Annotated in this window: 19 protein-coding genes; 12 read left to right on the forward strand and 7 right to left on the reverse strand. The window is 72.9% G+C overall.

The window, feature by feature from the left end:
* The first annotated feature begins 35 nt into the window (after positions 1 to 35).
* On the forward strand, positions 36 to 1,340 hold the full coding sequence (locus tag ACIQMX_RS31740; protein ID WP_402483259.1) for a BNR-4 repeat-containing protein: 1,305 nt from the start codon (positions 36 to 38) through the stop codon (positions 1,338 to 1,340).
* Positions 1,341 to 1,429: 89 nt separating this feature from the next.
* Here ACIQMX_RS31740 and ACIQMX_RS31745 read toward each other — a convergent pair whose 3' ends face one another.
* From ACIQMX_RS31745 to ACIQMX_RS31760, 4 genes are all read right to left on the reverse strand, one after another.
* Positions 1,430 to 3,142 (reverse strand): aldehyde dehydrogenase family protein, encoded by a 1,713-nt coding sequence (locus ACIQMX_RS31745; RefSeq protein WP_402483262.1) that lies wholly within the window; start codon positions 3,140 to 3,142, stop codon positions 1,430 to 1,432.
* A gap of 65 nt (positions 3,143 to 3,207) precedes the next feature.
* Complete coding sequence (locus ACIQMX_RS31750; protein WP_402483264.1) at positions 3,208 to 4,503, reverse strand: MFS transporter; 1,296 nt, start codon at positions 4,501 to 4,503, stop codon at positions 3,208 to 3,210.
* A gap of 89 nt (positions 4,504 to 4,592) precedes the next feature.
* Positions 4,593 to 5,522 (reverse strand): TauD/TfdA family dioxygenase, encoded by a 930-nt coding sequence (locus tag ACIQMX_RS31755; protein ID WP_363076729.1) that lies wholly within the window; start codon positions 5,520 to 5,522, stop codon positions 4,593 to 4,595.
* A 485-nt stretch (positions 5,523 to 6,007) separates the two neighbouring features.
* The gene (locus ACIQMX_RS31760) at positions 6,008 to 7,528 is read right to left on the reverse strand and encodes a class I adenylate-forming enzyme family protein (RefSeq protein WP_402483267.1); all 1,521 of its coding nucleotides are present in this window, start codon (positions 7,526 to 7,528) and stop codon (positions 6,008 to 6,010) included.
* 73 nt (positions 7,529 to 7,601) lie between these two features.
* On the opposite strand from ACIQMX_RS31760, the gene ACIQMX_RS31765 reads away from it, so the two are divergent.
* The 3 genes from ACIQMX_RS31765 (at position 7,602) to ACIQMX_RS31775 (ending at position 11,116) form a co-directional block, all read left to right on the forward strand.
* On the forward strand, positions 7,602 to 8,219 hold the full coding sequence (locus ACIQMX_RS31765) for a TetR/AcrR family transcriptional regulator (RefSeq protein ID WP_363076733.1): 618 nt from the start codon (positions 7,602 to 7,604) through the stop codon (positions 8,217 to 8,219).
* 32 nt (positions 8,220 to 8,251) lie between these two features.
* Positions 8,252 to 9,910 carry an acyl-CoA dehydrogenase family protein gene (locus ACIQMX_RS31770; protein WP_363076735.1) on the forward strand — a complete coding sequence of 553 codons (1,659 nt, stop codon included), beginning with the start codon at positions 8,252 to 8,254 and terminating at the stop codon, positions 9,908 to 9,910.
* A gap of 129 nt (positions 9,911 to 10,039) precedes the next feature.
* Positions 10,040 to 11,116, forward strand: a complete 1,077-nt coding sequence (locus tag ACIQMX_RS31775) for an NAD-dependent epimerase/dehydratase family protein (RefSeq protein ID WP_363076737.1) — start codon at positions 10,040 to 10,042, stop codon at positions 11,114 to 11,116.
* 58 nt (positions 11,117 to 11,174) lie between these two features.
* Here the strand turns inward: ACIQMX_RS31775 and ACIQMX_RS31780 are convergent, their stop codons facing one another.
* Entirely contained in the window at positions 11,175 to 12,281 is a 1,107-nt protein-coding gene (locus ACIQMX_RS31780; protein WP_363076739.1) for a HAMP domain-containing sensor histidine kinase, read from the reverse strand.
* Entirely contained in the window at positions 12,278 to 13,063 is a 786-nt protein-coding gene (locus ACIQMX_RS31785; RefSeq protein WP_363076741.1) for a response regulator transcription factor, read from the reverse strand. The genes ACIQMX_RS31780 and ACIQMX_RS31785 overlap by 4 nt, the downstream gene beginning before the upstream one ends.
* A gap of 123 nt (positions 13,064 to 13,186) precedes the next feature.
* On the opposite strand from ACIQMX_RS31785, the gene ACIQMX_RS31790 reads away from it, so the two are divergent.
* From ACIQMX_RS31790 to ACIQMX_RS31800, 3 genes are read left to right on the forward strand one after another with little or no spacing between them, the layout of a single operon-like run.
* Positions 13,187 to 13,891: a glycosyltransferase family 2 protein gene (locus ACIQMX_RS31790; protein ID WP_402483272.1), complete on the forward strand. Its 705-nt coding sequence runs from the start codon at positions 13,187 to 13,189 to the stop codon at positions 13,889 to 13,891.
* On the forward strand, positions 13,888 to 14,565 hold the full coding sequence (locus ACIQMX_RS31795) for a DUF2064 domain-containing protein (protein WP_402483275.1): 678 nt from the start codon (positions 13,888 to 13,890) through the stop codon (positions 14,563 to 14,565). The genes ACIQMX_RS31790 and ACIQMX_RS31795 overlap by 4 nt, the downstream gene beginning before the upstream one ends.
* Entirely contained in the window at positions 14,562 to 15,386 is an 825-nt protein-coding gene (locus ACIQMX_RS31800) for a class I SAM-dependent methyltransferase (protein WP_402483277.1), read from the forward strand. The genes ACIQMX_RS31795 and ACIQMX_RS31800 overlap by 4 nt, the downstream gene beginning before the upstream one ends.
* 325 nt (positions 15,387 to 15,711) lie before the next feature.
* On the opposite strand, the gene ACIQMX_RS31805 is transcribed toward ACIQMX_RS31800, so the two are convergent.
* Entirely contained in the window at positions 15,712 to 17,022 is a 1,311-nt protein-coding gene (locus tag ACIQMX_RS31805) for a molybdopterin-dependent oxidoreductase (RefSeq protein ID WP_402483280.1), read from the reverse strand.
* A gap of 177 nt (positions 17,023 to 17,199) precedes the next feature.
* Here ACIQMX_RS31805 and ACIQMX_RS31810 point away from each other — a divergent pair, with 177 nt between their 5' ends.
* The 5 genes from ACIQMX_RS31810 (at position 17,200) to ACIQMX_RS31830 (ending at position 23,185) form a co-directional block, all read left to right on the forward strand.
* Positions 17,200 to 18,594 (forward strand): hypothetical protein, encoded by a 1,395-nt coding sequence (locus ACIQMX_RS31810; RefSeq protein ID WP_402483282.1) that lies wholly within the window; start codon positions 17,200 to 17,202, stop codon positions 18,592 to 18,594.
* 158 nt (positions 18,595 to 18,752) lie between these two features.
* Positions 18,753 to 19,361 carry a hypothetical protein gene (locus ACIQMX_RS31815; RefSeq protein WP_363076753.1) on the forward strand — a complete coding sequence of 203 codons (609 nt, stop codon included), beginning with the start codon at positions 18,753 to 18,755 and terminating at the stop codon, positions 19,359 to 19,361.
* Positions 19,362 to 19,854: 493 nt separating this feature from the next.
* The gene (locus ACIQMX_RS31820; protein WP_363076755.1) at positions 19,855 to 20,874 is read left to right on the forward strand and encodes a LacI family DNA-binding transcriptional regulator; all 1,020 of its coding nucleotides are present in this window, start codon (positions 19,855 to 19,857) and stop codon (positions 20,872 to 20,874) included.
* An 86-nt stretch (positions 20,875 to 20,960) separates the two neighbouring features.
* Positions 20,961 to 22,253, forward strand: coding sequence for an extracellular solute-binding protein (locus ACIQMX_RS31825; RefSeq protein WP_402483285.1), 1,293 nt, complete (start codon positions 20,961 to 20,963; stop codon positions 22,251 to 22,253).
* On the forward strand, positions 22,250 to 23,185 hold the full coding sequence (locus tag ACIQMX_RS31830) for a sugar ABC transporter permease (RefSeq protein WP_363076759.1): 936 nt from the start codon (positions 22,250 to 22,252) through the stop codon (positions 23,183 to 23,185). Before ACIQMX_RS31825 ends, ACIQMX_RS31830 begins: the two co-directional genes overlap by 4 nt.
* Position 23,186: the final 1 nt, after the last annotated feature.

Below are 23,186 nucleotides of genomic sequence, written 5' to 3' on the forward strand. Positions count from 1 at the left end.
GCACCCCGACCGTCCCGCCCGCGAAGGAGCTCATCTTGCGACGTCCCACGGCACGCACGTACGCCGCCTCGGCCGCGGCCCTGGCCGCCCTGCTCACGCCCGGCCAGGCCGCCGCCCAGGCCGCAGGAACGGACCGTGCGGCGGTCGCGGCAACGGTGATCGAGAAGGTCCCGTACGCGATGGACTCCTCGAACCAGGCCGCCTGGTGGACTCCCGCCGCGACGTACAAGGGCCGCGGCCAGTACACGTACTTCGCCTTCAACGAGCCCGGCGCGACGGCCGCGACGCACCGCCCGGCCATCGCCCGCCGCGACCCGGACGGCGTGTGGAGCCGGCTGCCGCTGCTGGCCGCGAACGGGCAGCAGGCCGAGTTCCCCGACGACAACGGCCACAACCAGCCGTCGGTCGCGCGCGACGGCAGCGGCCGCCTCCACGTGTTCACCTCCATGCACGCCAACCCCTGGCGCTACTTCCGCACCGAGGCGCCCGGCGGTGACGTCACGGACCACGCGGCCGAACTGCCCGACCAGGGCGAGGCCATCACCTACCCGGTCGTGACCACCGCGCCCAACGGCGACCTCTACTTGGCCGCCCGCGTCGGCGCCGGCTCGGACCAGCGCCCCGGCAAGCTGTACCGCTGGGACAACGCCGCAGCGCGCTGGAGCGTGGTCGCCACGTTCGCCGTCGCGCTGAACCGCTCCGTGTACCCCGACGACCTGACGGTCGACGCCGCAGGGCGCGTGCACCTGCTCTACGAGTGGGCCAAGGCGCCGGCGACCGCGTTCCGGCACCAGCTCTCCTACCTCCGCTACGACCCGGCGACGGGTGCCTTCGCGGACAGCGCGGGCGCGGCCGTCACCACTCCGGTGACACCGGCCACGTCCGACGTGATCCAGGAGCTCACCACGGGTGAGGAGTGGAGCATCGACAACGCCTACACGGGCCCGGCGGTGCAGAGCGCCAAGCTCACCCTCGACGGCTCCACCCCGAAGGTCGCCTACCGCTACCGCTCGGCCGACAGCGCCGGCAACTTCCGCGTGTACTACGCGTATCCGAGCGGCAGCAGCTGGATCCGCCAGACCGTGTACGCCGGCGGCCAGACCGCCGCGGCCCTCGGAATCACCTGGGACGAGACGGAGGCGGGCCGCGTCTACTACGTGACCACCTCCGGCACCGACCGCGTCTTCGCAGCGACCCGCCCCGACACCACATGGACCTCGCAGTCCGCCGCACCGGGCGTGGGCGCGGACCGGCTGGCGGTACGGCGCGACTCGGACGGGAACGACGTGCTGTACCTGCCGGACACGGCGCACAACTCGCTCTACTACGGGCTGCGTTGAGCCTCGGCGCAACCGGAGCCGGGCGGTCGCGTCCGGATCGGTGACAAGAGGCGCTCGGCCGTGCCGAGCGCCTCTTGCCCCTGGAGAGCTCAGCCCCGCAGCGCCGACAGGAAGATGCCCGGCAGCCTGCGGAGCTTCGGCGCGGCCGTGAAGGCGGTCAGCCGCCGCATGGTCGTCCGGCCGGTCCTGTTGGTGACGAAGTACGGCGGACGCGGCGAGAGCGAGGGCGAACCCGTGAACAGGCCGCGGGGCGACGGGGCGAACGGGGCCCGGAGGACCGTCTTCTCCACGTCCTCCAGCATGAAGGCGTTGTGCACGAAACCGATTCCGCTGCCGATCTCCTGGCGGGTGTGCCCGGGAAACGCGCCCCACGGCGTGTATCCGAGGAGGAAGCCGAACGCCGACCAGCAATTCACCCCGAGCGTGCCGTAGCGCAGTGCGGCTATCGCGGTGTCCACCGCCTCGCGGTGCTCGCGTTCGGTGCGGGGGTGGACCAGCAGGGTGGCGCCCAGAGTGCCCGGCAGGGATTCGTTGGCGAAGTCGGTGGCCCGGCGCAGGTATGCGGCCGGGTCCCGGCCCTCCAGGCGCACCACTCCGAGCGCACTGGCGAAGACCTCGTCGGTGAGCATCGGGTCGTCCGGGCGCGTGATGTCGGGCACCAGCGCCCCGCAGGCGGCACCGGCGAGGAACTCGGTCCCGGGATGGGCGTCGACGACGCCGCGCAGGCGTCCGGCCGCGCCCGGGTAGTAGTCGCTGCGGGGCGGGAGTTCGCGCAGCACCCGGCGGATCTCGTCGAGCAGCCGCTCGGTTCCGTCCCAGTCCCGCGGCACCACGAGGATCTGGCTGGCGACGCAGTTGTGGCCCGAGTTGTTCATCTTGCTGGTGACGATGTGCTCCGCCTGGAAGCGCAGGTCCGCGTCCGTCCACGGCCCCGGGGTGACGATGCAGGGGCTGACTCCACCGAGCTCACTGGTGAACGGCTTGTCGTTCAGGGGGGTGTCGTCACTGCGGCGCTGTCGTGCCGGCTCGTCCGTGCCCCAGACGATGGCGTCGTGGGTGCGCTCGCTGCCCGTCACATGGATGGTGTCGATGCCCTCGTGCGCGGCCAGGTAGGCGCCCTCGGCGGGGCCGCCGTCCACGAAGCGGACCCATCCGCACTCCACGAACTCCGCGAACACCTTCTCGAAGTGCGGCCGGAGGTAGTCGTTGACCGGGTTCATCTTGGCGATGACGACCTGGTTGTCCAGGTACAGCTTGTGCACGATGTCGAGCGGGGTGATGGCCGCTACGTTCCCGGCGCCCAGGACGAGTGCCACGGCCGGCGCTCCCGGGCGGCCCCGGTAGGCGCCCGCCGCCCTGGCGAGCACCTGTTCGCGCGTGGTGCCGGGCAGCGTCCACACCTGTGCGGAGAAGCCGCTGAGCAGGAGGCGGTCCGTGCCGGTGGCGGGGAAGACGTCGACCACGGTGCGCCCGCCGCGGTCCCGGACGGACCGGGCCGGAACCGGGTCACGGCCGTCGGCGAGCCTGCGCAGTACGTGGAGGTACGCGCTCACGGTCTGTGCCAGGGCCCAGGGTGCGGTGACCCAGTCCTCGGCCGCCCAGGGCGAGTCGGCTCCGTAGCCCTTGGCGCGTGCCGCGTCGGCGACCATGGCGGGGGCGCCTTCGGCGATGCGGGGCAGCATTCGTTCCAGCAGGCCGATGCGTTCGGCCGGGCCGGTCGGGATCCAGGTCTCCGCGCCCTCGCGCAGTGCGGTCACGGCCTGGTCCAGGGGTGCGGTGTCGAGTACCGGTGCGGCGCTCACGGAAAGGCTCCTCGGTGTGGGGGTCGGGGCGGACGGGGCGTCGGCCCCGGGTGCGGCGGCGGGGGTCACCGCGCCAGCCGGGCGGTGTCGCGGGCCGGGTCGATCAGAAGGAAGGAGGCCGCCGCCCCGATCACGAGCAGCACGCCGGAGAACGTGACGGCGAGGTGGTAGCCGTCGTTGCCCCGCGCGTCGACCAGCGCGCCGACGACGGCCGGTGCCGCGAGGCCGGCGGCCGTGACGACCGCGTTCATCGCGCCCAGCGAGCCGCCGCTCCGGCCGGCGGGGGCGAGTTCGGCGACCGTGGTGGCCGCGACCGTCGCGTAGGAGCCGCCGAGACCGAATCCCAGGGCCACCAGCACGGTCTTGCCCGTGGAACCGTCCACGAAGGTCTGCGCCAGCAGACACGCCGCGCCCAGGCCGAGCAGCCATCCGCCGACCCAGCCGCGTGCCCGGCGGCTGCTGACTCCGCGTCGCATGAGCCGGCCGGTGATCCCGGCCTGGGCGAGCAGCGCCACGGCGCCGACGGCCCAGGGCACGACGATGAGCACGGCCGCCGTGTGGGCGGGGTGCCCGAGGGCGTTGCGCAGGTAGGACGGCAGCCAGACCAGCATCAGCGCCACCGACCAGTAGCTCGTGAAGTAGGCGAGGGTCGCCCCGATCCAGGTGCGCGTGGCGAGGATCCGCCCGTACGGAACGGGAGCGGCCGCCCCGGTGCCCGGCAGCGGCCGCTTCTCCTCCGTGCGGTGGCCGCCGTCCGCCCCGAACAGCTTCCAGGCCAGGGCCCATACGAGACCTGCCGCGGCCAGCACCCACAGCGCCGCCCGCCAGCCGTGGTGCTGGATGACCCAGGACAGTCCGGGCGCGGAGACGATGACGCCGAGCGTCACGCCCAGCGTGATCAGAGCGCCGGGCAGGTTGCGCCGGTGGTTGGGGAACCAGGCCAGGGTCGCCTGCTGGGCGACGGGGAAGGCCGGTCCCTCGGCCGCGCCGAGGACCACGCGCGAGCCGACCAGCACGGCGAGGCCGCCGCCGATCGCGGCGGGCGCCTGGGCGACCGACCACAGGACGGCCATCACCAGGAGCAGCAGCCTCGGTGACACCCGGTCGGCGACGAGGCCGACAACGACGGCCGAGACGGAGAAGAGAAGGAAGAAGGCGCTGTTCGCGAGGCCGAACTGGGTGGCGCTCAGGTGGAGATCGGCGCGGATCTCGTCCGCGGCCAGGCCCAGTACGGACTTGTCCGCGAAGTTGACCATCATGAAGACCACCAGCAGGGCGGTCACGGTCCAGGCCTTGGCGCCACCGCCCCGGGGGTCGGTGGTCCCGGAGGACCGCTGGGACAGAGTCGGTGCCGTGTTCATGGGTCCTCCGTGAGGCGGCGGGCGGGCGGGGCGTGGAGGCGTGGCGGTCCGCGCGAGGGACCGGGTCCCGGCGCGCGGACCCGGGCGGTTCAGGAGAGCGGCACTCCGGCGACGGCGATGCGCTCCATCACCCGGCGCTGCGGGAAGTAGTCGCTGATCGCGTAGTGCTGGGTGGCGATGTTGTCCCAGATCGCCACGGAGTCCCGCTCCCAGTGGAAACGGACCTGGAACTCGGGGACGCGGGCCTGGAGCACCAGTTCGTCCAGCAGTTCACGGCTCTCGGCGTCGGAGAGGCCCACGATGCGGGTGGTGAACGGCTCGTTGACGTAGAGGAGTTTGCGGCCGGTGCGCGGGTGGCGCACCACGACGGGGTGCTCGACCGGCGGCAGGCTCTCGCGGAAGTGCGCGATCTGCTCCTCGGTCATGGTCGATCCCCAGCTGGGAACCCAGTCGTGCACGGCGGTGAGGTTCTCGATGCGGGTCTTCATCGCGTCGGAGAGGTTGTCGTACGCGGCTCCCATGTCGGCCCACATGGTGTCGCCCCCGGCGGCCGGCACCTCGACGGAGCGCAGGACCGAGCCGAGCGCGGGTGCGGCCATGAAGGAGTGGTCGCTGTGCCAGATGTTCTCGTTGCCGACGGCCATGGCGTCCTTGGCCAGGCGCGACACGCCCGCCGTCCCGGACTTCGGGAAGAACGGGTTGGCCTCGGGCGGCCCCCAGACCGCGGCCAGGTCGAGGTGGTGCTGCGGCTCCAGTCCCGTCTGCCCGCGGAAGAAGATCACTTTCCACTCGCTGAGCGCCTGGCGCAGTTCCGCGGCGGTCGCCTCGTCGAGCGGCCGGGACAGGTCGACGCCGCTGATCTCCGCCCCGATGTGCGGAGTCAGCGGGCTGATGCCGAGGATCCGGTACTGCACGGGCTCGGCACCGGGGGCGAGGCGCTCCAGGGTCCGGCGGCCGTAGCGCATCAGCGGCTTGTCGAGTACGGGCTTCGGGCCATCGGTGGTGACGGTGGCGGCCATGGGGTTCCTCCCACAATCGACGTTGATTACGTAACCGGCAGTATCGATATAGCGTCGCGACGGGGCAAGGGGTCTGGAGGAAAAGATTCCGGAAGTGGCCAGGGGACGGGCCGGCCCCTGGCCAATTCCCTGGCCAGGGACCCAACAAGGCTCAACAGGGGCGGGGCGCAAGGCCCCTGGAGGACGGCATGCGGCAGATCCGGCTGCACAGCGACAGCGGCGGACGGAAGGAGGGCGCGGCCGGGCGACCGCTCCGCACCGGTGCGGGGCGGGAAGGCGGACGGTCGCGCGAGCGGCCCCGCCGGCTCACGACGGGACCCCCGCCCGGCCGATCGGGTCCACCACGGAGGAGGCGAGCGCCTCGTCCGGCACCGCCTGTTCGGTGCCGGCCGGAACGCCGACGACGGCACCTGGGCTGCCGGTACGCCCCGGCGCGCGCCGCCGACAGGGCGAGCAGCGCGGCCGCGAGGACGGGCAGCGGGCGATCAGCCGGTCAGACCGCTGCGCAGCACGTGCTTGGTGACCTTTCCCGAAGGCGTCCGGGGCAGCTCCGGCCGCAGGACCAGTTCGCGCGGGATCTTGTAGCGCGCGAGGCGCGGCTCCAGCCATTCCCGCAGATCGGCCAGGCTCGGCCCGGCGTCGCTCCTCGGCACCACGACCGCGACCACGGTCTCGCCCCACTGCTCGTGCGGACGGCCGACGACGGCCACGTCCAGGATGTCGGGGTGACCGCGCAGAACGCCCTCCACCTCCTGGGAGGCCACGTTCTCCCCACCCGTGATGATCATGTCCTTGAGGCGGTCCACGACGGTGACGAAACCGTCCTCGTCCACCCGGCCGAGGTCGCCGCTGCGGTACCAGCCGCCCAGGAACGCCTCCTCGGTGGCCTTCTCGTCATCGAGGTACCCGACCATGCGGGTGTCCGACCGCAGCCAGATCTCCCCCGTGCGGCCCGCGGCGGCGTCCGTGCCGTCCTGCGTCACGATGCGCAGGTCGACGCCGACCATGCCGCCGCGCCCGATCGAACCCGCCTTCTCCACCTGCTCGCCGGGCGACAGCGAGGCACCCACGGGTCCCATCTCGCTCATGCCGTAGACCTGGTGGAAGTTCTCCGAGCGGTACGCCTTCATCAGCCCGCGGACCGTGTCCGCGTCCATCGGTCCCGCCCCGTAGATCCAGGACCGGACCGAGGAAAGGTCGTACGTGTCGAAGTCGGGCACCGCCTGCACCGGGGCGATCAGCGCGATCGGCGCCCCGAACACCGCGGTGATCCGCTCCCGTTGGACGGTCTCCAGCATGACGCGGGGATCGTACTCGCGCTGGAGCACGACGGTGCCGCCCAGCAGGAGGGTGCCCATGGCCCAGTTGTTGAGCGGGGACGCGTGCCAGATCGGCATGCAGACGAGAAACCGCTCGTCGCGGCGGAGAGGCAGGGTGGCCGCCGTGTACGTGGCGGTCAGGGCGATGCCCCGATGGGTGTGCACGCAGCCCTTCGGGCGGCCGGAGGTGCCCGAGGTGTACAGGATCTGGGCGATGCCGGTGTCGGGCCCGGGCTCGCCCTCCCATTCGGCCGCCCCGGCGATCAGCGCCTCGAAGGACCCGGCGGGCGGCTCGCCCGCGGGCGCGTCGGGATGACTCACCAGCCAGCGCACCTCGACGGCCGCGCCGGTGGCCCGCTCGCCGATCTCCTGGTCGACGAGCGCCAGCCGGGCACCGCAGTGCCGTAGCTGATGCTCCACCTCGGCGGTCTGCAGCTTGTGGTTGACGGGCACCAGCGTGGCACCGGCCAGCCAGGCGCCGAAGGCGGCGAAGAGGAAGGCCGGGGTGTTGTACGTCATCACGGCCAGGCGGTCCCCGGGCCCGAGACCCGCTTCCCGCAGCACGGTCGCCGTACGGCGGACGGCGGCGCCGAACTCGCCGTAGCTCCATCGCCGGTCGCGGTGGACCAGGGCTTCCTTGCGGCCGGCCGAGCGGACGACGCTGTCCAGCATGGCACTGAGGTGCACGCCTTCTCCTGGGATCGCGGGCCGGGGCGTCCGGCCCTTGTCGGGAAACTATGAATGATGGTTCACTTCTTTCATGGCCTACCGCAAGACCCCAGCCGAAATTCAGCGTCTCGAATCGGCCCGTGAGCATCTCGTCGCCCGGGCGACCGATGTCGTCGCCGAAGTGGGCTGGTCAGGAGCGTCCGTGACCGCGGTCGCCGACGCCGCGGGCATCGCGGCGGGCTCGGTGTACCAGCACTTCGCGTCGAAGGCCGCTCTCGCGGTCGAGGTCTTCCGGCGGGCGGCGGGGCACGAGGTGGACGTCCTCGAATCCGTGCTGAACGGTTCCGGGACCCCGGTCGAGCGGCTCGCCGACGGCGTCCGGGTCTTCGCCCGCCGCGCCCTCGAAAGCCGCGGCCTCGCCCACGCCCTGCTCGCCGCGCCGGCCGACGCCGCGGTCGGCGCGGAGCGGCTCGTCTTCCGTCGGCGCTACCGCGCGCTGTTCGCGGAGGTGATCCGCGAGGGCATGGCGCAGGGCCTGCTGCCGCCCCAGAACGGGGAGGTCACCGCCGCCGCCCTCACCGGCGCGATCGGCGAGGTCCTCGTGGCACCGCTCGGCGCACCGGCCGGGGACGACCGGGACATCCTCGCCGAGCTGACCGCCATGGCGCTGCGCTGCGCGGGCGCGGCCCCCTCGTCCGCGCACCCCTGATCCGTCATCCGTCCTGCCCAGGAGGGCTCCCCATGCCTGCGTCGCCCGCACCCCACAGCCGTCCCACCGCCACCACCCACGAGGTGACGAACCAGCCGCCGCCGCTGACCGGCCACGATGTCGCCGACGACCCGGTGCTGATCGAGGGCGTCCGCCGCGAGGGCGCCGCGTGGTACCTGGACGACCTGCACCGGCTGGGCCGCCGCGCCGGCAGCGAGGAGGCGCAGCGCTGGGCGGACGAGGCGAACCGCCAGGAGCCGAGGCTGCGCACCCACGACCGCTACGGCAACCGGATCGACGAGGTCGAGTTCCACCCCTCGTACCACGCCCTCATGGACGTGGCGATCAGCGAAGGCCTCGGCGGCGCCGCCTGGGCCGACGAACGTCCCGGCGCGCACGTGGCGCGCGCGGCGGGCTTCATGGTGTGGAGCAGCACGGAGGCGGGCCACGGCTGCCCCGTCTCGATGACGTACGCGGCGGTCCCCGCCCTGCGCCACGCCCCGGACCTCGCCAAGACGTACGAACCCCTGCTGACCAGCCGCGTGTACGAGTCCGGGCTGCGCACCCCCGCCGAGAAGCCGGGGCTGCTCGCGGGCATGGGCATGACGGAGAAGCAGGGCGGCACCGATGTGCGCGCCAACACGACCGCCGCCGTACAACAGGCGGACGGCACCTGGCGGTTGCGTGGCCACAAGTGGTTCACGAGCGCCCCGATGAACGACCTCTTCCTCGTCCTCGCCCAGGCCCCGGCGGGCCTGTCCTGCTTCCTGGTCCCGCGGGTCCTGCCGGACGGCAGCCGCAACACGTTCCGGATCCAGCGCCTCAAGGACAAGCTCGGCAACCGCTCCAACGCCAGCAGCGAGCCGGAGTTCGACGACACGGTGGCCTGGCTCGTCGGCGAAGAGGGCCGGGGCGTGCGCACCATCATCGACATGGTCACCATGACGCGTCTGGACTGCGTCCTCGGTTCCGCCGCGGGCACCCGTGCGGCGCTCGCCCAGGCGACGCACCACGTACGTCACCGGTCCGTGTTCGGGGCGAAGCTCATCGACCAGCCCCTGATGCGCAACGTCATCGGCGATCTGGCGCTGGAGTCCGAGGCTGCGACCACACTGGCGCTGCGCCTGGCCGGGGCTGCGGACCGCGCTCAGCAGGGCGACGCCCAGGAGCGCGCCTTCCTGCGGCTTGCCACCGCGGCCGGCAAGTACTGGGTGTGCAAGCGTCAGCCGGCTGCCGTCGCCGAGGCCCTCGAATGCCTGGGGGGCAACGGGTACGACGAGGAGTCCGGCATGCCCCGCCTCTACCGCGAGGCCCCGCTCAACGGCATCTGGGAAGGCTCCGGCAACGTCAACGCCCTGGACATGCTGCGCGCCCTGGCGCGTGAGCCGGAGTCGCTCCAGGCCCTGCGCACGGAGATCGAGGCCGCCGCCGGGGGCGACCGCCGCCTGGACTCCGCCTGGCGGGAGCTCCAGGGCGAACTCACCCTCACCGAGGACGCGCCGCTCCGCGCCCGCCGGGTCATCGAGCGCGCGGCGCTCGTCCTCCAGGGCTCCCTGCTCGTGCGCCACGCGCCGGCCGCCGTCGCCGACGCCTTCTGCGCGTCCCGGCTGGCCGGCGACCGCGGTCTGGCGTTCGGAACGCTGCCGCCCGGGACGGACTTCACCGGGCTGCTCGCCCGGCTGCCCGTCTGACCGGGCTTCCGCGGCCGGCTCACCGTCATGACCCGGCCGCGGCCCGGCGTACCTGCCTTTCCCTTACGGTCCTGTGACGTGCCGCGTCGCCGGCGCCCGGCCCGTCCCGCGCGGCCTACGGTGGGTGGCATGCGGGTACTGGTCACCGGCGGCGCCGGGTTCATCGGTTCGGAGATCGTGCGGACCCTCGTTTCGGCCGGGCACGAGGCGGTGGTGCTCGACGCCCTGCTTCCCTCGGCGCACGGAGCCGGCGCCGCCGTGCCGCCCGGCGCCGGCGGCGGGTTCGTCGTGGCGGACGTGCGCGACCGCGAGGCCGTGGACCGCGCGCTGTGCGGGATCGACGCGGTCTGCCACCAGGCGGCGATGGTCGGCCTCGGCAAGGACTTCGCGGACGCGCCGGACTACGTGGGGTGCAACGACCTCGGAACGGCCGTGCTGCTCGCCGCGATGGCGGGCGCGGGGGTGCGGAACCTGGTCCTCGCCGGATCGATGGTGGTCTACGGGGAGGGCCGGTACGACTGCCGCCTCCATGGCCCGGTCCGGCCGGGCCCCCGGGCGGAAGCCGATCTGGCCGAGGGCCGCTTCGAGCCCCGCTGCCCCTCCTGCGGCACGGATCTGGTCCCCGGACTCGTCGGCGAGGACGCGCCGGTGGACCCGCGCAACGTGTACGCGACGACCAAGCTCGCCCAGGAACACCTGGCCTCCTCCTGGGCGCGGGCGACGGGCGGGCGCGCGGTGTCGCTGCGCTACCACAACGTGTACGGGCCGGGCATGCCCCGCGACACCCCGTACGCCGGTGTCGCCTCCTTCTTCCGTTCGGCCCTGGCCCGGGGCGAGGCGCCCCGCGTCTTCGAGGACGGCGGCCAGCGGCGGGACTTCGTCCATGTACGGGACGTGGCCGCCGCGAACGCGGTCGCGCTGGAGGCGGTCGCGGCACGCGGACCCGGCACCTTCGCCGCGTACAACACCGGGAGCGGGCAGCCGCACACCATCGGCGAGATGGCCACCGCCCTGGCCTCGGCCCACGGGGGCCCGGCCCCGGTGGTCACCGGTGAGTACCGGCTCGGGGACGTACGCCATGTCACGGCGGACTCGCGACGGCTGCGCGAGGAGCTGGGCTGGAAGCCTGCGATGGGGTTCGCCGAGGGAATGGCACGGTTCGCGGCGGCGCCGCTGCGCGAGGGGGCCGGGGTGGGGGCGGGGTGACCCTCGGGCCACCGGCAGCGTCGATTCGAAGCAGCAGCCGCCAGGGGCGGGATGACCCTCACGCCACGGGCAGCGTCACTTCGAAGCAGCAGCCGCCGGTGACGTTGCGGACGTCCGCCCGGCCAGCGTGCGCCTCGACGATCCCGCGCACGATGGCGAGGCCGAGTCCCGCCCCGGCCGGAGGCGTACGGGCGTGGGTGCCGCGCCAGCCGGTGTCGAAGACCCTGGGCAGATCCTCCTCCGGGATCCCGCCGCAGCCGTCGGTCACCGAGAGCACCACCCCGCCGCCCGTGCGGTGCGCGGCCACCGCGACCGTGCCGTCGGCGGGAGTGCGTCGGATGGCGTTGATCAGGAGATTGCCCAGAACGCGGCTCATCTCCTTGCCGTCGACCTCGACGGGCACCGCCTCGATCCGGTCGCCGACCAGCCGCACCCCGTGCTCGCGGGCCAGCGGATCCGCGCCGGCCAGCGCGTCGCCCACCAGGTCGTAGACGGACATCCGGGTGGGGGCCAGGGTGAGCGAACCGGCGTGGATGCGGGAGAGTTCGAAGAGGTCGCCGACCATGTCGTTCATCCGCTCCACCTCGGTGCGTATCTGCCGCAGATAGCGCCGTGAGTCGACGGCCATGCCGTCCTCCAGCGCCTCGGACATGGCACGCAGACCGGCGAGCGGGGTGCGCAGGTCGTGCGAGATCCAGGCGACGAGCTCCCGCCGCGAGGTCTCCAGGGCACGCTCCCGCTCGCGCGAACTGTCGAGCTTGGCGCTGGTGGCGGCCAGTTCGCGGGTGAGCGCGGCGAGTTCGGCGGTGGCCGGGGCCTCGGGGGCCGCGAAGGTCCCGCCGTCGCCGAAGGAACGGGCGGCCAGCGTCAGATCGCGGCTCCTCGCCGCCACCCAGCGGCCCAGCAGCATCGCGGTGACGAGCGAGACGACGGCGGCCATGGCGACGACGGTGGTGACCACGGTGAGGTCGTGCGGCGACAGGAACATCGCCCAGGCGACGGTCAGGGTGCCGGCGAGCATCGCGGTGACGGCCACGGCGGCGACGACGGTCAGCGAGACGACGAGCGAACGGTGCCGGGAGATCCGCAGCACGATCGCGCCGAGCAGTCCGGCAGCGGCGGCGCCCAGGAAGGCGAAGAGCGCGATGAGGAGCATGTCGGTCATGACGGCTCCCCCGGACCCGGATCCGCGGGAGCGGCGGGTCCGGCGGTCCGGGCCGAAGGCAGGTCCAGCCGGTAGCCGACGCCCCAGACCGTCCGGATCAGCTCCGGGCGCGCCGGGTCGGCCTCGACCTTCCCGCGCAGGCGGCGCACGTGGACGGTCACGGTCGACAGGTCGCCGAAGTCCCAGCCCCAGACCCCGTGCATCAGCTCCTCCCGGGTGAAGGCCCGGCCCGGATGGCGCAGGAGGAAGGCGAGCAGGTCGAACTCCCGCAGTGTGAGGGCCAGCGCCCGGCCCGCGAACGTCGCGCTCCGGGCCGACGGGTCCAGGACGAGACCGGCGCCCTCGATCAGTGCCGGGCGGCCGGGCGGCGTCGCGGCTGCCCGGGCGCGGCGCAGCACGGAGTCGACACGCAGGACGAGTTCGCGGGGGCTGAACGGCTTGGTGACGTAGTCGTCGGCCCCCGTCTCCAGGCCGAGGATGCGGTCGTCCTCGTCGCCGCGCGCGGTGAGCATGATGACCGGCACGGGCCCCTGCGCCCGCATGCGGCGGCAGACCTCGAATCCGTCCATGCCCGGCAGCATCAGGTCCAGGACGGCCAGGTCCGGGCGCCGGGCGGCGTACTGTTCGAGCGCGGCCGGGCCGTTCGACGCCCGCGCCACCTCGTACCCGGCTCCGGTCAGGTAGCCGGTGACGACTTCCGCGACCGTGGGGTCGTCGTCCACGACGAGGACGTGGCCGCGGGCGGCGGGGCGGCGCTGCGAGGCGTCCGGGGTCGGCTGCATGCCACCACCTTGGCACCTGCGGAGATGGAGCACGGACCCTCCTGGTCCGCCGCCTGCCGACGTCCACGTTTCGTAAGATCCCGGAACCCGATTTGTCGGCTTTCTCTCCGTAGGGTGAGCCGCGTGATTCCTTCCTCCGATACATCCGGCCCCCGCGCCGACCTCGTCCTGCCGTGTCTGGACGAGGCCGCCGCCCTGCCCGCGGTGCTGGCCTCGGTCCCTCCCGGCTGGCGGGCGATCGTCGTGGACAACGGTTCGACCGACGGCTCGGCGGAGCTGGCCCGGTCTCTCGGCGCGACGGTGGTGCATGAACCGCGGCGGGGCTTCGGCGCGGCCTGTCACGCCGGGCTGCTCGCCTCCGAGGCGGAGTTCGTCTGCTTCTGCGACTGTGACGGCTCGCTGGATCCCGGGCTGCTGGCGGGGTTCGTCCGCCGGGTCGCCGGCGGGGAGAGCGACCTGCTGCTCGGCCGTCGTCGCCCCGAGAGAGCGGGCGTCTGGCCGCTGCACGCACGGGCGGGCAATGCGGCACTGGCCCGGATGCTGCGCCGTCGCACCGGTCTGCGGCTGCGCGACCTGGGACCGATGCGGGCCGCGCGCCGGGCCGATCTGCTGGCACTCGGGCTGACCGACCGTCGCAGCGGATACCCCCTCCAGATGGTGGTGCGTGCGGCCGACGCGGGCCTGCGCGTCGCCGAGACGGACGTCCCCTACCTCGCCCGGACGGGGAAGTCGAAGGTCACCGGCACCTGGCGGGGCACCTGGCACGCGGTGCGCGACATGCGCGCCGTCCTGGCGGAGCCACCGGTCCGGACGGGGGCCCTGCGGTGAACGCGTCCGAGTCCGTCGCGGACCGCCCGGCCCCGGCCGGCGCGACGACCCTCCTCGTCATCGCGAAGGAACCGCTGCCCGGCCGGGTGAAGACCCGGCTCACCCCGCCCTTCTCCCCCGCCGAGGCCGCGCGCCTCGCCGAGGCGGCACTGGCCGACACCCTGCGCACCGTCCGGGCGCTGCCCGCCGCGCGGCGGGTGGTCGTCCTCGAAGGGAGGCCCGGGCCGTGGCTGCCGCCCGGTATCGAGGTCGTGGCCCAGGGCCCGGGAGGTCTCGACGAACGGCTGGCCGCCGCGTTCGGCGCCTGCACCAGTCCGGCCCTCCTGATCGGCATGGACACCCCGCAGTTCACGGCGGCCGATCTGGCCCCCGCCCTCTCCCCCACCGGCTGGGACGGCTGTGACGCCTGGTTCGGTCCCGCCGAGGACGGCGGGTTCTGGGCGCTGGGCCTGGCCGAACCCGACCCCGGGCTCCTGCGGGGCGTGCCGATGTCCGTGCCGGAGACCGGCTCGGTGCAGCGGCGCCGGCTGGTCGACGCCGGACTGTCCGTCCGCGACCTTCCCCTGCTGCGGGACGTGGACACCGCGGCCGACGCCACGTACGTCGCCGCACGCGCACCGCACGGACGGTTCGCCGCCGAACTGGCCCGGCTGACCCGGGCGGCCGTCCGATGAACCGCACAGGCCGCGATCCGGGCGTGCTGAACCGCCCGCACGAGGACGTCACCGCGTGGGACACCGGCTCATGGGGCACCGATCCCTACGCCAACGCCCTGCGCAACGGACACGGTCCGCTGTTCCTGCGCCGTGCGGACGGCTGGCTGCTGCCCCTGGAAGTGGAGCGCTGGTGTGCCGGCGCGGACGCCGCCGACCTGTCCGCACTGCGCCGTTGCGAGGGCCCCGTCCTGGACATCGGCTGCGGGCCCGGGAGGCTGGTGGCCGCGCTGGCGGCCCGCGGCCACCGCGCGCTCGGCATCGACGTCAGCGAGGCCGCGGTCGACCGGACCCTGCGGCTGGGCGGCTCCGCGCTGCGCCGCTCCGTCTTCGAACCGCTCCCGGGCGAGGGCCGCTGGGGCACCGTGCTGCTCCTGGACGGCAACATCGGTATCGGCGGCGACCCGTCCGGCCTGCTGCGGCGCACGGCGGACCTGCTGGCCCCGGGCGGACTCCTCATCGCCGAGACCGCACCCCACGACATCGACGAGCGGGTCCGGGTGCAGCTGGACGACGGGGGCGCGGCCGCCACCACACCGGCGGCGGCAGCCCCGTTCCCGTGGGCCCGGCTCGGCACCGCCGCCCTGCTGAGGTATGCCCGTCCCCACGGGCTGCACTCCGTCGATCAGTGGGACGCGGACGGCCGCTCGTTCGTCTCCCTGCGCCGCTGCCGCAGCATCCGGACGGCCAGCCAGACGCCGGACACCAGGAACAGCGCGGCCGTGGTCAGCAGCCAGTTCCCCAGGAACACGTCGGGAGACAGTCCGCTCGCGCCTTCGTAACGCTCCGTCTGCCGGGTGATCAGCGGAAACCACATGAGCAGCAGCAGACCGGAGAGGAGCACCGGCACCCGGACGAAGTTGACCAGGCCGGAGCGCCGGCCGACCGACCGGCACAGCAGCCGGTCCGCGCCCGCGTAGACCGGTACGAGCACCAGGTCGTGCACGAGGGCGGCGCCGACGAACCACACGATCACGCCGAACGTGTCCCCCGCCAGCAGCCGCACGCCCGCATAGCCGGCCAGGGCGAAGGACGCGGCCATCAGCACCAGGTGCAGCGGCCCCTCCCCGTACCACCGTCGCAGGACCACTCGCGGGTTCGCCCTGTTCACAGCTCTCCGAAGGTCAGCCGGGACACCCATTTGGTGTTGAGTACGCCGGGAGCGGCCGGGACGATGATCCGTGCCGGATATCCGTGATCGGGTGTCAGGTCCTCGCCGTTGACCTGCAACGCGAGCAAGGAGCGCGGGTCGCGCACCTGGTTGTCGCGCAGGGCGGCCCGGCGGAACGGCCCGCTGCGCTGCAGTGATTCCACCAGGACGCCGGGCGGCCGGTCCGGATGTCCGGCGAGCGCGGCCAGATCTCTCAGCCGCACCCCGCGCCACCACTGGTCCGAGGTGGACCAGCCCTCCACGCACGCGATCGGGAGCGCCGCACTGTACTGGTCCATGGCCAGGAGCTGTTCCCGGGTGAACCGGAGGTCCCCGGCCGGCCCGCTGACGGTCAGCCACCAGCCCTCCCCCGTATCGGCGGACGTCACACCGACCGCGGCGGCCGTCTTGTTGATCTGGAAGCCGCCCGGCCCGGAGCCCGGCTCGGCCGCGCCGTGCGGAGTGAGCACCGCCAGACGCCGCAGCGGCCCGTCGAAGCTCCGCCCGGCGGAGGTGATCAGCAGGACCAGCGAACCGGCACCGACCACGGACAACGCCCCGCGGCGGGACAGCGTCGGCGGCGCCGGTGCGGGCGACTCCAGCGGATCGTCCGGCACCTTCCCGCTGAGCCCGCCCGACCGCAGGACGCGTACGGCCTGCGGCGCCCGGAGCCCGGCATGGGCGAGGAACGCGGCGAAGAACACCCACGCACCGTAGAAGTGCAGCGGGTAGAAGGAGCCGGGGAACAGGTACTCCAGCTGGATGTTGAGCAGCCCGGTGACGAACTCGAACAACGCCCCGCCCACCAGCAGAAGCAGGGAGATCCGCTCCAGCGCGTGCCCGACGGAACGGACCGGCGGCAGTGCGAAGAGCTTCGGCACGACGGACCAGAGCTTCGCCAGCAGAACGGGCACGAGCACGATCCCGAGGGTGACGTGGAGCCCCTGCGTCAGCCGGTACAGCCAGTGCGGACCGGTCGGCCAGGAGAAGAGGTAGAAGCCCAGCAGACCCTTGTCCGGCGTCTTGTCGTTGACCGGGTTCAGGTCCGGGTTGTAGGCGGCGTACGACAGCAGGCCGGTCACGAAGAGCACGGTGATCCCGGCGAGCAGCACGAGGCCGAGCACCGCGGTGAACCGCACACCCCGCACCGGACTGCGCCAGAACCCCGGTGCGGAGGGCAGGTGTTCGAGGACCGTCGTCGCCCCTCCGCCGAGGAGGCGGGAGAGGAACGCGGGTGGGGTCGGACTCTGCCGACGGCTGTCTCCCATGCCCCGACGCTATGCCGGGGACGGAGGGGTGAGGCGGTTACGACTCCTGACGAAAGGATGACGTCACCCCTGCGAGGGCACGGGCAGCCACGCCCCGGAGGGCCGGGAATCTGACGGTTCGGTGACGCGCCCCGTCAGGGGGCGTGCCCGGCGCCCCGCCGTGCGTACGGTGCCTGCGTGAAGACCGAGGACCGTACCGAACCCGCCACCGAGCCGCTCCCCGCACAGCCCCCCGGGCACCGCCGCGACTTGGCCGCCGCCGCCGCGGGCGTCGTACTCGTCGCCGCGGCCGTGCTCGTCGGCAGGGCGTTCGACGACCCGCTCCGCACCCTGGTCGTCCACTGGCCGCCGCTGCTCGCGCACTGGTATCCGCACGTCGGGCCCGGCACCTTGGCGGCGCCCGCCGTCGCCGTCGCCGTGATCGCCCACGGCCCCGTCCTCGCCGGCCGGCTGCGCTGGCGCGCGCTGCTTCTCAGCTGCTACGCCGCCTCGCTCGCCTGGGTCCTCTCGCTGGCACTGATCGACGGCTGGGACCGCGGGATCGCCGAACGGCTCACCACGAAACACGAGTACCTGCGGGTCATCGGCCGTTTCGACGACATCGGCGCCGCCCTGCGCGGCTTCAACGGGCACATCCTGGCCGGGCAGCCGGACAACTGGCCCGCCCATGTCGCCGGACACCCGCCGGGCGCCACGCTCACCTTCGTCCTGCTGGACCGCGTCGGGCTCGGCGGCGGCGCCTGGGCCGGGGTCTGGTGCATCGTGACCGGCGCCCTGGCCACGGTGGCCGTCCTGATCACCGTCCGCACCCTGGCGGACGAGCACACCGCCCGCCGCGCCGCGCCGTTCGTCGTCCTCGCACCGGTCGCGGTCTGGGCCGGCACCTCCGCGGACGGCTACTTCACCGCGGTGGCCGCCTGGACCGTCGCGCTGCTGGCCCTGGCCGCGACGCGCACGGTCCGCAGCCCCGCAGCCGCCGCGTCGGGCGCCGGTCTCCTCTACGGGCTGACGTGTTACCTCAGTTACGGTCTGACACTCATCGCGATCCCGCTCCTCGCCGTCCTCGTCCTCACCCGCACCCTCCGGCCGCTCCCCCTCTTCGCGCTGGGGGCCCTGGTCGTTCCGGTCGCCTTCACGCTCGCGGGCTTCAACTGGTGGGAGGCGTACCACCTGCTCGTCGAGCGCTACTACCAGGGAGCCGGTGGCGTCCGTCCCTACGGGTACTGGGTCTGGGCCAACCTCGCCTGCACCGCGATCGCGATCGGACCGGCGACTCTCGCGGGTCTGCGCCGGAGTACGGCGGGGGCTCCCGGGGCGGTACGCACCGTGCGATCCGGGACAACGGCCCCCGCACAGGCCCTGGTCCTGCTCGTCTCGGCGGCGCTCCTGGCTCTGCTTGCGGCCGACCTGTCCGGAATGAGCAAGGCGGAGACGGAACGCATCTGGCAGCCGTTCATGCTCTGGCTTCTCCCCGCCGCCGCCCTCCTGCCCGCACCGGGCAGGCGCGGCTGGCTGGCCGCGCAGGCGGTCGTGGCCCTGACGGTCAACCACCTGCTCTGGACCGGCTGGTAGCCGGCCGGGCGGCAGAGACGGCCCGTGCCTGCGACCTGTTCGCGGGCGCGCCGCCGGCGCTCCCGCTTCACTCCGCGGAGTGGAGTCCGCAGCCCACGGGGGTGGTTTCGGCCTCGCCGGGCTCAGGTTCCCGTGCTGGTCTGCCGAACGATCAGCGCATGTCACTGAAGAGTCTGCGTTCGCTGACCCGCCGCGTGGTTCCCACCCTGCTGGTCGCCCAGGTCGTCCTCCTCCCCCTCCAGCCCGCCTCCGCCGCCGAGCGGGCGGCCCAGCCGTGCCGATCGGCCGCCGCCTGCGGTTCGGTGATCGTCGCGCCTGTCTCCCAGGCCGCCCCGGACCACGGCGCCTGCACCAGCCCGGAACCGGTCGTGTGCCTGATCCGGAGCGAAACGCCGGAGGAGCGGGAAATCGCCCGTGACCAGCGGATGCGTTATCACCAGCTCCTCGTGGACATGGAGCGCACGGAGTGCGCCATGCGCGCCGAAGGGCGCTCGGAGGAGGACATCGCCCGCGCACTGGTCCAGATGCGCAACGACGCCAAGGACGTCATCCGGGCCGGCATGACCCCGGAGCAGGTCGCCGAACTGGAGGCACGCAACCAGAAGAAGTACGGCAACCCGCTCGGCCCGACAGCGGACCAGCTCTATCTGAAGTACGGCTCCTGGGAGAAGGTCGCCGAGGCCGCCACGCGTTCGAGCGCGGCCGTGGACCGCGAGCTCGGTCTGGAGTTCCGCCACTGCTCCTGTGACGTGCTCCAGGCGGCCTGATCCGACGCCGGACCGGTCCGCCTGCCTCCGCGGACGGACCGGTCCGGCCATCGACGACGGCTGTTGGGGAGGATCTGAACTCCCTTGCACTGGAGGGCACATGACGGCGAGCGGCTCGTGACGCGAGAGCATCCACACGCGAGCGAGGCCGGTCCGGCATGTCAACTTGCCCTCACATAAGGGCACTTGAGTTCCTGCATCCACAAGGCCGCCTCGCACGCGTCCCGTTCGCCGTCATCCGGACCCCCCACACCGACCGGGGCCCGGAACGGCGCAGCACCCGGCGCCCCGCGCGCACGCGCCACTCGCCCCGGCCCCACGGCGCGCTCCCCGGCCGAACGCGGCCACTCCCCACCCGGTCGGGTGACGTGGATCACAGACCTCGAAGCCTTGACGCCATGCACTCAAACCGGTTTGGCTGGCCTCCTTCAGTCAATCAAACCGGTTTGAAGGCGGGTCGTCACCGACCCGCCGACAAGGGAGTCCTGGCGCCATGGCACGCAAGCCCACCATCGCGGACGTCGCACGACGTGCGGGTGTCTCACGTGCCACCGTCTCCTTCGCCCTGAACGACCGCCCCGGTGTCGCCGAGGAGACCAAGATCCGGATCCTCGCCGCCACCGAGGAACTGGGCTGGACCCCCAGCCGCAAGGCCAGGGCGCTCTCCCTGGGCAAGGCCGGAGCGTTCGGCCTGGTCCTGGCACGCGATGCGGAGGAGATCGGGGCCGACCCGTTCTTCCCCGCGTTCATCGCCGGCGTCGAGGCCGTCATCGGCCAACGGGGCGACGGGCTCATGGTCCACGTGACCACACCCGGCCAGGAGCAGGCCGTGTACCGGCGGCTGGCCGCGGAGCAGCAGGTGGACGGCGTCCTCCTGACCGACCTGCGCCGCGACGATCCGCGCCCCCCGCTCCTGCGGGAGCTCGGTCTGCCCGCCGTCGTGGTGGGTCAGCCGGAATGGGGCGGTGGCCTGCCCGCGGTGAGTCTGGACGACGAGCCCGCCTACACGGCCGCCGTCCGGGCCCTCGCGGAGCTGGGCCACCGTCGCATCGCCCACGTCGAGGGGCCGCAGGAACTCCTGCACGCCCACCGGCGCCGGACGGCGTGGGAGACGACGCTGCACGCCCTCGGCCTGCCCGAGGGACGGGTACTGCCCGGCGGTTTCAGCCCCGAAGGCGGCGCCCGGGCCACCCGGGAGCTGCTGACGTCGGCCGAACCGCCGACCGCGATCGTCTACGGGAACGACCTGGCCGCGATGGCCGGTCTCTCGGTCGCCCAGGAACTGGGCGTCCGGGTCCCGGACCAGCTGTCGCTGGTCGGCTACGACGACGCCCCCCTGACGCGGTACAGCTACCCGCCGCTCGCCTCCGCCCGTGCGGACGCCCGCGGCTGGGGCGAGGCGGCGGCCCGGGCCCTGGACGCGGTCATCGCCGAAGGCGCCGCCGATCATGTGCGGCTGCCCCCGGCCCAGTTCGTTCCCCGCGCCTCCATGGGGCCCGCGCCCCGGGTGTGACACGGGGCCATCCATCGGTCGTGCCGGCGGCGACCGGGAATTCCGTGCGGCGACGAGGCCGCACGTGAACAGTTCGGAGATCAATCATGCTGAGGAGAACGGCGTACGCGCTGCTCGTACTCGCCCTCGCGGGCGCGGCGACGGCCTGCGGCCGGCCGGCTCCGGATCCGGTCGCCGCCGCTGCGGCGCGCGGTCCGATCACGGTCTGGCTGTCCAACAACGCGCAGGAGGTGCAGTGGGGCAGGGCGATGGTCTCCGCATGGAACGACCGCCATCCCGACCAGCACGTCACCGCGCAGCAGATCCCGGCAGGCAAGACGTCCGAGGAGGCCATCAGCGCCTCGATCATCGCGGGGACGACGGCCTGTCTCGCCTTCAACACCTCGCCCGCGGCGGTACCGACGTTCCAGAAGCAGAACGGACTCGTCTCCCTGAGTGACTTCCCGGACGGCGAGAAGTACATCACCGGGCGGGGCGGTGCCCTGACCGAGCAGTACCGCTCCACCGACGGCGCGTTCTACCAGCTGCCGTGGAAGAGCAACCCGGTCATGATCCTCTACAACAAGAAGCTGTTCGCGAAGGCCGGACTCGATCCGGAGCACCCGAAGCTCGCCACGTACGAGGAGTTCCTCGACACGTCCCGCACGCTCGTGCGCAGCGGCGCCGCGAAGGCGGCGATCTGGCCCTCGCCGAGCAGCGACTTCTTCCAGCCCTGGTACGACTTCTATCCGGCGTTCGCCGCGCAGAGCGGCGGCAAGCAGCTGATCGAGGACGGCAAGCCGCAGTTCGACTCGGCCGCCGGTCACCGGGTCGCGGACTTCTGGCGCTCGCTGTACGCCGAGAAGCTGGCCCCGCAGGAGGCCTATCCGGGTGACCCCATGAGCGACGGGAAGACCGCGATGGCGACGGTCGGGCCGTGGGCCGTGTCCGCGTACAAGGACAGCGTGGACATCGGTGTCGCGCCGGTCCCGACCGCCGACGGCGGCGCCGGGAAGCACTCCTTCAGCGACGAGAAGTCCGCGGCCATGTTCAGCTCCTGCGAGAACCGCGCCACGGCCTGGGACGTGCTGAAGTTCGCGACCTCCACCGCGCAGGACGGCGCGTTCCTCGAAACGACCGGTCAGATGCCGATGCGTGAGGACCTGACGTCGAAGTACGCCGGCTACTTCCGGGCGAACCCGACGTACGAGGCCTTCGCCGAACAGGCGGAGCGGGTCGTCGAGGTGCCCAACGTGCCGGGCTCCATCGACATCTGGCAGGCCTTCCGCGACGAGTGGACGAAGTCGGTCGTGTTCGGCCGCGAATCCACCCGGACGGGTCTGCGCAACGCCTCGTCCGAGATCACCGACCTGCTGAACGAGTACGGGGACCCGTCATGAGCGTGAACCTTGATGCGGCGCCCGCCGCCGTACGGACCCGTGCGTCCGCCCCTCGCCGCAAGGCCCGCGCCCGGTCGGCGGTCGGCGCGCTGTTCGTGTCGCCGTACGTGCTGTTCCTCGTGGTGGTCTTCGCCGTCCCGCTGGTCTACACGGTGTGGATCTCCTTCCACCGCTTCTACTTCACCGCGCCGGGCACCGACATCGACTCGCCGTGGGTGGGTCTCTCGAACTACCGGGACGTCTTCACCGATCCCGTGGTCGGCCAGGCCTTCCTCAACATCCTGATCTTCCTGGTCATCAACGTGCCGCTCACCGTCGGCCTCTCGCTGGTCCTGGCGACGGCGCTGAACGCGAAGATACGGGGCCGGTCCTTCTTCCGTGCCGCGTTCTACGTCCCGTACGTGACGGCGAGCGTGGCCCTGGTCGCCGTCTGGCAGTTCCTCTTCGGGTCGGACGGGTTCGTCAACCACCTGCTGGGCTCGCACGCACCCGATCCGTCGTGGCTGGTGAACTCGCATCTCGCGATGCCGATGATCGCCGTCTTCGTGACCTGGAAGCAGCTCGGCTTCTTCGTGATGCTGTACCTGGCGTCGCTGCAGAACGTCGGCAAGGAGCTGTACGAGGCGTCCGCCATGGACGGCGCGGGCCCCGTGCGCCAGTTCTTCTCGGTGACGGTGCCGGGCGTCCGGCCGGCGACGACGCTCGTCGTGATCTACGCGATCATCACCGGCGCCAACCTGTTCAGCGAGCCGTACCTGCTGACCGGTGGCGGCGGCCCCGACCACTCCTCCACCTCACCGGTCCTGCTGATGTACCAGAAGGGCATCGAGCAGGGTCACCCCGACTTCGCGGCCGCGCTCGGCGTCGTCCTCGTCGCCTTCGTCATGGTCGTGTCGCTCGCCGCCCGCAAGCTCACCGAGAGGGGCGACTGAC

The sequence above is a fragment of the Streptomyces sp. NPDC091416 genome, from assembly GCF_044756845.1.
Lineage (GTDB): Bacteria > Actinomycetota > Actinomycetes > Streptomycetales > Streptomycetaceae > Streptomyces.